This is a genomic window from Kitasatospora sp. NPDC059722 (assembly GCF_042733235.1).
Lineage (GTDB): Bacteria > Actinomycetota > Actinomycetes > Streptomycetales > Streptomycetaceae > Kitasatospora.
In genome coordinates this window covers 35282-46445 of sequence record NZ_JBHWGD010000047.1, presented here as the reverse complement: position 1 = coordinate 46445, position 11164 = coordinate 35282, and the positions used below count along the sequence as shown (strand labels likewise).

Annotated in this window: 6 protein-coding genes and 1 pseudogene; 3 read left to right on the top strand and 4 right to left on the bottom strand. The window is 71.7% G+C overall.

The genetic code is table 11. The annotated features are described in order from the left end of the window. Positions 1–1265: pseudogene (locus tag ACFV4F_RS26940) on the bottom strand (hypothetical protein); the annotation flags it as partial. Positions 1266–1552: 287 nt separating this feature from the next. Between ACFV4F_RS26940 and ACFV4F_RS26935 the strand changes: the two are divergent. After that, on the top strand, positions 1553–3166 hold the full coding sequence (locus ACFV4F_RS26935) for a YciI family protein (RefSeq protein ID WP_380506165.1): 1614 nt from the start codon (positions 1553–1555) through the stop codon (positions 3164–3166). 108 nt (positions 3167–3274) lie between these two features. Here the strand turns inward: ACFV4F_RS26935 and ACFV4F_RS26930 are convergent, their stop codons facing one another. The 3 genes from ACFV4F_RS26930 to ACFV4F_RS26920 are packed head-to-tail and all read right to left on the bottom strand — an operon-like array spanning position 3275 to position 8072. Beyond that, a complete protein-coding gene (locus ACFV4F_RS26930; protein WP_380506162.1) occupies positions 3275–5776 on the bottom strand; it encodes an acyl-CoA reductase in 2502 nt (833 codons plus the stop codon). Continuing rightward, on the bottom strand, positions 5773–6948 hold the full coding sequence (locus ACFV4F_RS26925) for an acyl-protein synthase (RefSeq protein WP_380506159.1): 1176 nt from the start codon (positions 6946–6948) through the stop codon (positions 5773–5775). The genes ACFV4F_RS26930 and ACFV4F_RS26925 overlap by 4 nt, the downstream gene beginning before the upstream one ends. Further along, entirely contained in the window at positions 6945–8072 is a 1128-nt protein-coding gene (locus ACFV4F_RS26920) for a GNAT family N-acetyltransferase (protein WP_380506156.1), read from the bottom strand. The genes ACFV4F_RS26925 and ACFV4F_RS26920 overlap by 4 nt, the downstream gene beginning before the upstream one ends. Positions 8073–8522: 450 nt before the next feature. On the opposite strand from ACFV4F_RS26920, the gene ACFV4F_RS26915 reads away from it, so the two are divergent. Both ACFV4F_RS26915 and ACFV4F_RS26910 read left to right on the top strand, forming a co-directional pair. Further along, the gene (locus tag ACFV4F_RS26915) at positions 8523–9947 is read left to right on the top strand and encodes a serine hydrolase domain-containing protein (RefSeq protein ID WP_380506153.1); all 1425 of its coding nucleotides are present in this window, start codon (positions 8523–8525) and stop codon (positions 9945–9947) included. Between the two features lie 63 nt (positions 9948–10010). After that, positions 10011–10754 carry a MerR family transcriptional regulator gene (locus ACFV4F_RS26910; protein ID WP_380506150.1) on the top strand — a complete coding sequence of 248 codons (744 nt, stop codon included), beginning with the start codon at positions 10011–10013 and terminating at the stop codon, positions 10752–10754. Positions 10755–11164: the final 410 nt, after the last annotated feature.

The window sequence follows — 11164 nt, the reverse complement described above, 5'->3', positions numbered from 1 at the left end:
CGCCCGCCGCCTGTTTTTTTGCGGGGGGCCTGTCGGGGGGGGGGGGGGGGTTTTACCTCCCCACCTGTCGGTTTGGCGGGGTCCCCTCCCCCCATGCCGTGGACCAGGGAGACTCCCACGACGAGTCCCGGGTTGTTGACGAACCTGGCCGACGCGACGTCCGGCTGGGACAGCACGGTGGTCGTCCCGTCGGGGTTCCAGCGCAGCGCCGTCTGGAACTCGCGGGCGGGGTCGCCGGTCCAGGAGTACCCGACGACGGTGCCGTCGTCGTTGATCGCGGTGGCGGAGCTGGAAACCGGGCCCGACGCCTTCGGCCCGAGCAGCGTCGCCGTACCGTCCGGGGCCCACTTCGTGGCGCTCCCCAGCGTGCCGACCGAGGCGGCCGTGCCCGCCACCGTGCCCGAGCCGTTGACCGCCGTCACCCAGCCGAAGTCGGCCACCTGCGTGATGGAACCGTCGGCATGCCAGATCAGGCCGAGCGTGGCCGCGGGGCTGGGCCCGCCGAAGCCGATCACGACACCGGCGTCGTTGATCCCGACGGCCCCGCTGTCGGCCCAGCCCGTCGGGGAGTTCAGGGCGGTGGGAGTCCCGTCCGGGCTCCAGAGCACCGCGTGCCGCGGACCCACGCTGTCGGCGCCCTGGGAGTACCCGACGGCCACGCCCGAGCTGTTGATCCCGGACACGACGGTGCGGACGTCGTCGCCCAGCGGCTCCAGCTCGACCGCCATCCCGTCCGGAGCCCAGGCCACGGCGTGCTGCTGTCCGGCGTCCGCCCACGAGGAACCGATCACCACGCCGGTGCTGCTGACCGCGGCGGCCCGGGCGTTGGTGTCACCGGGCAGCGGATCCAGGGCGGTGGCCGTGCCGTCGGGGGCCCAGGTCACCGCGTGCGTCCCGGACTGCCGGCGGGAGGACCCGACCACGGTGCCCGCGTCGTTGACACCGAAGGCCTGGTCCTCGGTGTCACCCTCCAGTGGGGCGAGCACGGTGGGCGTGAGGTCCGCGTTCCACCGAATCGCGCGGCGCGCCGAGTTGGTGCCTTCTCCGTACAGCCACCCGACGACGACACCGTTGTCGTTGACCCCGGTGGGCTCGCTGAACTGCGTGCCGGCCGGGGTCGCCAGCACCAGGGGCGCCGGGGCCGCCGGAGCGGTGTCGGCCACCGCCGCCGGGGCCACCGCGGCCGCAGGGCCGACGGCCAGGACCACGACGGTGGCGGCGACGACGGTGGCGAGAGGGGTCGATCGCGAGGTGCGCTTGCTCATGATGGGCAGCTCCTGTCTCAATCGGCATCACGGAGACACCGTCAAGTTGACTGTGTGTCAACTGTCCGTCCTCGGACCGAACATCAGTCTCAGGCATCGCGGGCACACCCCGCAGCCCGATCGCCGATCTGCCCACGGCCGGCCGATCCGCTGCCGGGGCGACGGCAACGCCCGAGGGTGGCGGTCCCTGCGGGGCATGGCCGCCGCCATGCCGGCGTTTCACCTGGCGCGCCCGCCTCACACCGTGGGGGTGACGCGTTGTCGGACGAAACCGTGCGGAGGACGCCATGGCCTACTACGCCGTCGGATACACCTTCACTCCCGATCGCCGCCACCTTCGGGTACGGCCCGCGCACCGCGAGTACCTGGCCGACCTGGCCGAGCGGGGCGGCATCGCATTGTGCGGACCGCCGGCAAGCGACACCGGCGGGCTGCTGATCTTCCGCGCCGGGAGCGAGGCGCAGGTGCGGGAACTGGTGGACGGCGACCCGTACATGCGGGAGGGCGTGATCGACGGCGTCCGCGTCGAGGAGTGGAACCCGGTGATCGGCTCGCTGATCGGACACCTCGACGGGGGACCGCGGCGGCCCCGACCCGCGACGATGCGGTTACGATCAACTGGTAATCCCATCGCAGGTTTGGATGACATGACTGACCCTCAGCTGGCTGATCTCCTGGCCCATGTACGCGAACACTCGCCCTTCTACCGCGACCTCTACGCCGGACTGCCCGGCGACGTCGCCGACCTGTCAGCGCTGCCGCTGATCGACCACACCGCCTACTGGGGCGCCCACGGCATCGAGCGCAGCGATCTGCTCACCGGCCCGCACCAGGACGGCATCGTTTTCAAGACCGGCGGCACCACCGGCGCACCGCGCGTCTCGGTCTACACCCGCGACGAGTGGCGCGCGATGGCCCGGTGCTTCGGCGGCGGGCTGCCCGCCGCCGGGGTGCGCGCGGGCGACCGGGTGGCCAATCTGTTCTACGCCGGGGAGTTGTACTCCAGCTTCGTCTTCACCCTCAACGCCTTCCAGGAGGCGCCGGTCCCGGTGGTGCAGCTGCCGATCGGCGGTGCGGCGCCGCTGGACTTCACCATCGAGGCCCTGCGCGACTTCCGCGCCACGGTGATCTCCGCGCCGCCGACCTCGCTGTGCCGGCTGGCCCGTCAGGTGGCCGAGACCGTGGGGACGCTGCCGCAGGTCCGGCTGGCGCTGTTCGCCGGAGAGGCCTTCTACGGCGACCAGTTGGCGCTCATGGCCGCCGCCTTCCCGAACGCGCGGGTCCGCTCGATCGGCTACGCCAGCGTGGACGCGGGCATCCTCGCCGGGCCGGTGGCGGACGAGCCGGACACCCGGGTGCACGAGGTGTTCGGCACCGACAAGGTGATCGAGCTGCTCGACCCCGAGAGCGGCGAGCCGATCACCGAGGAGGGCCGTGCGGGCCGGGTCATCGCCACCGACCTGGTGCGTCGCCTGATGCCGGTGATCCGCTACCCGGTCGGCGACATCGCCGAGTGGGTCGACTACCCGCGACGCCGCTTCCGGCTGCTCGGCCGTTCCGAGGAGGGTGCCCGGGTCGGCGTGGTCACCGTCTACCTGGAGGACCTGCGCGCCATGGCCGCCCGGGCCGACCGCCAGGGTGCGGTCGGCGACCTGCAGGTCGTGCTCCGGCACCGCGAGGCCAAGGACGAACTGCTCCTGCGGGTGGCCGGCCCGGCCCGGTCGGCCGACTTCGAGCGGGAGTTGCTCGCCGTGCTGGACGAAACCCGGCCGATGTTCGGCGCGGAAGCGCGGAAGGGGAACATCCACCCGCTCGCCTTCGAGTGGGTCGGCCCGGACGGACTGGACATCAACCCGCGCACGGGCAAACTGATCCGTCTCGTCGACCAGCGCGCGAACTGACGTCCGGGCCCGCGGCGGACCGGCAGGAACGCGGGGACCGCGCGACCGGCCATGCGGCTTGGGATGCCACATGGCCGGTCGCGCGGTCCCTCCGCGTCTTTCGGAACGTCAGCGGTTCCTGGACCGCCGGTCCACGACGGCCAGCAGCTTCCCGCTCGCCGCCGTCTGCGCGAAGTCCGCGGCCGGTACGCGCTCCACGCGCAGCTCCACCAGCCGGTCCCGCTCCACCGCTGCCGCGAGATCCGGGTACCCGTCCAGGAATTCCCGGATGCCCGGCCCGTCCTGCGGCCGGCCCTCCAGCCGGACGGTCAGCGTCTCGTTGGCGGCGTCGTCCTCTTCCAGCAGGATCTGCAGCGCACCGTGGTGCTCCAGCCGTTCCTCCGCGACCTGGACGAACCGCCGGTAGTTGAGGAAGTGGCTGCCGCTGCGGAAAATGTCGCCGAAGCGCCCCAGCAGCTCGAAACGCGGGGTGCGCCGACCGCACGGGCAGTCCTCGGTCAGCCAGCGCCCGAGGTCACCGATCTCGTACCGCTCCAGCCGCTGCCCGCGCCGGGTGTGCGCGGTGAACACCAGCCGCCCGGCCTCACCCGCCGGCACCGGCCGGTCCGCCTCGCGGTCGAGGATCTCCAGCGTGTGCAGTCCGCTGAACAGGTGGTACACCCGGTCCGGCGCCTTGGGGCACTGGTAGCCGAGCGGGCCCGCGTCGACGCTGCCGTACGCGCCGGCGCGGACCAGCTCGACCCCGAACTCCTCGCGCAGCCACTCCCGCTGGCGTGCCGGGAAGTGCTCGCCGCCGTAGAACAGCTTGCGAACCCCTCGGTACTCGCGCAGCAGGTCCGCGCCCTCGGTGAAGACCCGCAGCAGGTAGTTCGGCATGCCGAACAGGGTGTTGACCCCGTGCTCCACCACCGACCGGGCGACCGACGCGTGGTCGTCCTGCGCCATCATCGGGAACTGGACCGCCCCGAGCGTCTCCAGCACCGAGAAGAAGCTGGAGAACCCGCCGTACAGCTGCCCGCCGAAGAAGAGGTTCATCGCCCGGTCGGTCCGTGGGTCGAACCCGGCCGCCAGCAGGCCCTCCGCGCCGGACCGCATGTGCTCGTGGTAGTCGTCCCAGCTGAACGCGGAGAGCTTGGGCGCGCCGGAGCTGCCGCCGCTGCGGAAGAAGACCTCCGCACGGCTGAGGTCGGTCTGCAGCTTCTCGAACTCCGTCTTGCCGGTCACCGCGACCGCCGGGGGCGCGAGTTCACGCGCACCGACCAGGTCGTCCAGGCAGGCGTCGCCGGTGAACCGCCCGTCCAGCTGGACGTCCACCCGGCGGCTGTAGCGCTGCAGCGCGTACACGCCGTCGTGCGGCTCGCCGTCATAGCTGCCGAGCATTCCGCCCGGCACCGTCACCCGCTGCACGCCCGCCGCCAGCACGGCACCGGCCAGCTCCGCGGTGTCGGTGCGGCTCGCGCCGATCCCGGCGGTCTGCAGGTAGCGGCGCATCGGGCGCAGCACCTCGGCGATCCGCTTGCGCGGCAGCGGCTTCACCCAGACCGTGCGGTGCAGCGGCGAGGCACGCAGCGCGCTGCGGGTGTCGGCGAGCACGTGCCAGCTCGCGTCGGGAGCGGCATGCACCTTGGTGAGCCCGAGGTGCTCCTCCAGCCGGGCCACCAGGACGGTGTTGGTGATCTCGGCGCTCTCCAGCGGCTCGCGGTCGTGCGGCGCGGGTGCGCGGGCGGCGAGCACGGCGGCGAACCGCTCGGCGAAGGCGAAGAGTTCGTCCTGGTCCTCGGTGTCCAGGTACACCACCTGCGGGCTGGCGCAGGCCTGCTGTTCGAGGCGGCAGATGTCGTCGGCGATGCCGTCCAGCGTCTCGGGCGCGGACCAGGCATCGGCCGTCAGGTACGCGAAGGAGAGCTTCGGTCCCCAGTCGACCAGTCGGCAGCCGGCGGGTATCAGCGCGGCGATCGAGGCGATGGCCTCCTCGCCGCCCCAGGCGGCGACGGCGTCGGCGGCCGCGCACAGTCGCTCGAGCCAGTCGGTGCGCGAGGACGGGAAGCCGAGCACCACGACCTGCCGGGCGATCGCTCCGGTGGCGTCGAACTGCGCCAGGGCGGCGAGCAGTTCATGGGTGAACCGCCCCTCGCCGCTGGTCTTGACGACATTGAGGTTGCCCGCGAGCAGGCCCTCGACCACGGTGAGCGCCCCGGCGGCGGGTGCGTTGCCCGGCGCGATGTGCACCAGCAGGCCGACCGGCAGCCAGCCCTCGAAGACCTCCCGGCGGAAGTCGAAGCGCGCCAGCCGCCCGGGGTCGATGCCGCCGAGCTCGCGGGTCAGCTTGACCTCCAGCTCCTCCCGGGACAGCGCCTCGGTCAGGTCGCGCATCGTCCGCGAGGTCTCGTCCTCGGGCACGCCCGCCTCGCGCAGCAGACCCGCCAGCCGGACGGAGTGCTCGCTCGCCGGGTCGGCCAGCGCGCCGGCCAGGCGGTCGCAGGCGGCGAGCACGGTGATCGGGCTGAGCCGCTCGGCCAGCGCGCCGGCGGCGTACTCGTCGAGGCGCTCCAGGCGGGCCGCCGCCTCCGCGTCGTCCACCCACGCGCCCTGCCAGTAGTGCTGAGTCACTTCTTCCCCTCGGTCTTGAGCAGTTCGGCGGCGGCGACAGCGCAGCTGCGGTTGCGGCTGATCCCGGCCCGCCCGTGCACCTCGAACCAGGGCGTGGGCAGGCCGCAGCCGCACTCCTCCGGCGCGTGCTGGGTGACCAGGTCGCCCATCAGCACGGACTGGGCCGGCACCGAGGTGATGTACGGCGAGATGAACTGGGGGTAGCCGCTCCGGCCGTACGGCAGCGGCTGGAGCGTGCGCACGTCGCGGACCAGCTGGCGGGCCCAGACCGGGACGTGCAGACGGTGGTTGGGGCACTCCATGTGCAGGACGGAGTGCTCCACGGCGCCGTAGCCGTCGCGGATCCGCTCGTCCGGGATGCCGAGCTGCTCGTGGATGCGCCGGTACAGCTCCGGCTTGGCGACCTGCTTGTCCGCGTTGCCCTTCCAGCCGCCGCCGAAGACGACCAGCGACTCCGGGTTCAACCGCAGGGGCGGCAGCCCGAGTTCGCGCATCCGGTCCAGCGTGAAGGAGAGGAAGGCGGGGAAGCCGAGGATCCGGACCGGCGCGCCCTCCTCGGCGAAGCGGATCAGCGCGCGGACGCAGCCGAACGGGTCGAACTCGTGGCCGCTGCCGGTGTGCTTGAGCGCGTACTCGACCGAGCGGACGGGAGCGAAGTGGCACAGGTACTCGTCGGTGAACGAGGTGCCGAGGTTCAGGCCCGGCCGGGGCTGGTAGTTGGAGAGCAGGTAGTTGACCGGCTCGTCGCCTTCGGACTTGATCCAGCCGTAGTGGTCGAAGACCCGGGCGACCATCCGCTGGCCGCCCCGCAGGGTGAAGTCGTCGAAGGCCATCTGCGACTTCTGGCCGGTCGTGCCGGACGAGGTCAGGGTCAGCAGCGTCTCCTCGCGCGGCAGCGACAGCACCTCGTGCAGCTTGAAGAAGTTGGCGTGGACGAACGGCAGCCGGTGGAGGTCCTCGATGGACTCCAGGGTGTGCCCCTCGGCCGCCCACAGCTTGCCGAAGTAGGGCGAACGCTCGGCGTGCCAGGCGTTGATCTCGTTCATCGCCGCCGTGAACAGGGCGTCCACGTCGTCCCCGGCGCGATACGGCTCGGCCAGGTCTGCCAGCTGCTGTACGCGGGCGAGTGCTTCGGGGTCCGGTGCCGAGACCGGTTGGAGGTACTTGTTCATTGGAATATCCCGTGGGTGTCGAGGTGCTGCTGCTTCCACAGCTCGATGTACTGCTCGGTGAACGGCTGGAACGCGGCGTCGATGGCCAGGCCCCGGAAGTCCAGCGGCTGCAGGATCCGGGCCAGCACCACGTAGTCGCGGAAGCCCTCGGCCTCCCGGCGCATCGCGGGGTAGGCCGCCACCGGCAGGAAGCCGTGCCCGAGCAGCCGGCGCAGCGAGTGGTAACTGTCCAGCGGCACCAGGGCCTCGATGTACCGGGCGCCGTGCGCGGCCAGCCGGTCGGTGATGGTGTCCAGCTCCTCGCCGATCTCCGCGAGCTCGATGCCGATCAGCGTGCAGTACCCGTCGGCGGGGCTGAGGTGCGCGTACACCTCGTAGGCGCCGTCGGCGGCGGAGAGCATGACGTTCGGCTCGTGGAACGGGTAGAAGCACTCCCCCAGCCCGCCGAACCGGCGGCTCACGAAGGCCGGCGCGTCGATGAACTCCAGCTCCCGGACGGCGCGCCCGCCCTTCCTCGGCCTGGGCAGCGGCTCGTCCACGCGCTCCGGTCGCTGCGCGGGCCCCGGCAGGTCCGCCAGCGCCCGTACCAGCCCGTCGAGCGCGGACGGGACCTTGTACACCGGAAGCCGCTGCTCCAGTACGCCCGCGCGGTGCTTGGCCAGCAGCACCATGGTCTCGTGCCAGGCGGCCTTGCGCAGGTTCGGCAGGACGCCGAGCGCGCGGAAGCCGGACTTCAGGCAGATGCGCTGCGGGGCGGTGGTGTCGGTCCGGGCGGTCGCGTACACGGAGTCGACCGGGTGGTCGCCCGTCAGCAGCTGGTCGGCGAGCTGCTGTACGGCGAGATTGGCCCCGCCGAGCCCACGGGCGTCGGGATGGATCACCAGGCCCTGCAGCTTGCCGATCCGCGCGGCCGGGTCGACCGTGCCGAGGATGGACCCGAGCAACCGGTCGCCGCCGGGCTCCCGGGCCACCAGCCAGGTGGTGTCCGGGGCCGTGATCTCACGGGCCATCACCTCGGGGTCGGTGCCGAGCGGCAGGGCGTAGCTCCGCCCGTACACCTGGCGGTAGAGCGTCAACAGAGCGTCCACGTCATCAAGACGGGCCGGAATGAATTCGAGGGCCAAGTCGCCTCTCCCAAAAGGCGGCGCGAACACGGTTCATCGCGTGCGCACCACGAAAGAAACTTAGGTCGCAAGTAGGCGTGCCCGGTCCGAGCAGCCACGTTGCCGCTCCACCACAGTAACGCTCACGCATCGGTGCACCGGACCGCAACCGTGCTAAAAGACCGTCAGAAGACGTGGATGCGACGAGAATCACAGGCACGCGAAATGTGTACGAAATTGAACCAATGAACTTCCGCTGAACGTTGTCGGACCATTCGCCGACTGATCGTCAGGGCTCCCGCAGCGTCGACCCGGCCTTGCCCGGGACCTTGCCGGACCAGGCGTCGCGCCGGTCGTCGAAGAGCGCCGGGTCGTACCAGGCGGCACGGATGGGTGTGGCCGGGCCAGGCGCGGGCTTTCCGCGTTCCGGGCTTGACCTTGCCCCAGGGGCAGGGTTCGACGATGGTCCGCATGACCAACAACTCGTTCAGCACCCTCGAAGCCCGGATCCGCGAGCAGGCCGCCGCCTACTGCGAGTCCGACAACGTCCCCGGGTTCGTCGCCGGCGTCTACCACGCGGGCGAGCAGGTCGTCGTCGCCCACGGTTGCGCGAACACGGCCACCGGCGCACCGATGCGCGAGGACACCGGCTTCCTCTTCGGCTCCGTCACCAAGGTCCTGACCACCACGCTGGTCCTCCAGCAGGTCGAGCGCGGGGTGCTGGACCTCGACGCGCCGGTGGTGGGGTACCTGCCCGAACTGGCCCTGACCACGCCGGGTGCGGCGGACAAGATCCTGGTCCGGCACCTGGTCTCGCACACCAACGGCATCGACGCGGACCTGTTCTTCCCCGATGCCAAGGGCCGTGACGCCCTGAAGGCCTACGTCGAGGGCCTCGCAGGCAGTTGCGGTGTCCTGTTCGAGCCCGGAGAGCGGCTCAGCTACTCCAACGGCGGCATGATCGTGGCGGGCCGCCTGCTGGAGGCGGTGACCGGGCTGCCCTTCCCCGAGCTGCTCAAGCGTGAGCTCTACACGCCGGTCGGCATGACCGACTCCAGCGCCTCGGCCGAGGAGGCCATCCTGCGCAGCACGGCGGTCGGCCATTTCCCGGATCCGCAGACCATGGCGGCCAGGCCCACCAGCATGTTCATGCTGCCCGATACCTGGGGGCCGGCCGGCGGCACGCCGATCGGCACGGTCGCCGACCTGCTCGCCTTCGGGCGCACCCACCTCGCGGGCGGTGTGTCCCCGTCCGGCGCGCGCGTCCTGTCGGCCGAGTCGACCGCGCTGATGCAGCAGGTGGCGTTCGACATGGGCACCCCGAACACCCCGCCGATCGGCCTGGGCTGGGTGCGGTATCCGTTCGGCGACACGACCGTCCTGGCCATGTCGGGTGCCTCGCCGGGCGGGGTGTCCATCCTGTGCGTCCTTCCCGAGCACGACCTGGTGTTCACCGCGTTCGGCAACACCCCGGGGGCGATCGTGCTGCAGGACCAGATCCTGCGATGGCTGCTCAGCGAGCACCTCGGTGTGCAGGTCCCCGTGCTGATCACCGAGCTGGAGGAGGACGTCGACCTCACTCCGTACGTGGGCACGTACCGCTCCAACCAACTCCGCGTCGACGTCAGCATCGTCGACGGCTGGCTCGAGGAGCGCGTGACGTACGAGCCGGCGGACGCCTCGCAGGAGCGGATCTTCACGCAGTTCGCCGGCGGGAGGGTCTGTGCCCCGCCGCAGCGCCTCGTGCCGATCAGGCCCGGCCTGTTCGCGCCGGCCGGATTCCCGCTGGAGGCCTTCGACGGGTACCTGCGCCTGCTGCTGGTGTCCTACCACGACGTCAGCGACGGCCGGGCGCGCTTCCGCAACGGCGGCGGCCGACTGACCGTGCGGGTCTGACCTGCCCGGTCCGCCCCCCCGGGACGGCCCCCGGGACGGCCCCCGGGTGAGAGGATCTCCAGCATGCTCACGATAGGCCAACTCGCCGACTACGCCGGGGTGACCGCCAAGGCCGTCCGCCACTACCACGAGCGCGGCCTGCTCGCCGAGCCCGACCGCGACTCGTCCGGCTACCGGCGCTACGACGCCCAGCAAGCCCTCACCCTGGTCAAGATCAGGACGCTGGCAGGCGCGGGCGTACCGCTGGCCCGCGTCAAGGACCTCCTGGACGGGGACCCCGACACGCTCGCCACGGCCATCGCCGAGATCGACCAAGACCTCCGGGACCGCATCGCGCACCTGCGGCAAGCCCGTGCGAACCTCGCCCGGCTGCGCAGCGGCGATCGGCTGTTCGTCTCCCCGGATGTCGCCGACTACCTCGACCGGTTGCGCGAGCTCGGCGTCAGCGAGCGCCAGGTGCGCCTGGAACGTGACGGCTGGATCCTCCTGCACGCCGCCTCACCCGAGGACGCCGACCGGTGGTTCGCGCAGAAGCAGGAGCTGATCACCGACCGCGAGTTCAGCGCCCTCTACCGTGAGACCGACGCCGCCTACGACTGGTCGCCGGACGACCCCCGCCTGCCCGCGCTCGCAGAGCGCACCCTCACGTGGCTCGCCGGCCACCACGGCTCGGCCGAAGCCGGGCCCGTCGACAACCCCAGGATCGCCCAGCTGGCCGCGCAGACCCAAGCAGGGGCCTCATCCCCGGCCTGGGACCGCCTCGCCCAACTCATGAGGGCCGGTCCGACCAAGCCGGCCCTGCGGTGACCGGTGAGGAGCAGCGAGTGGTGGTGGAGGTCGCGCTCGGTGCCTGGCTCGACAACACGAACGCGCGGAGGGCGAAGCTGACGCCGGGCCAGCTCGCGCGGCTCGCCGAGCACGGTGTGGAGTGGGTGTAGGGGGCTGTGTCGGCTGGGGTGAGCGTCGTTGTCTGGTGGGTGGGTTGCCGGGGCTCTGGGAGAGGCTTTGGAAGGCTGCTGCCCTGCCGGGTGGCGGCTTTCTTGGGGACGGTTGTGCTGGGTCGTCTTGCGGTTGCTTGCGTGGCCTCCGGCGGACGGGGCCGATCATGAGGGCTCTCTCGGCCACGGTGGTGTCAAGGTTCAGAGGCTGCGGGCTCCCTCGTCTCGACCGGCTCCTGGGTGCTGCGCGTCGGCGGGGGTGGGCGCCTGTTGCCGGTG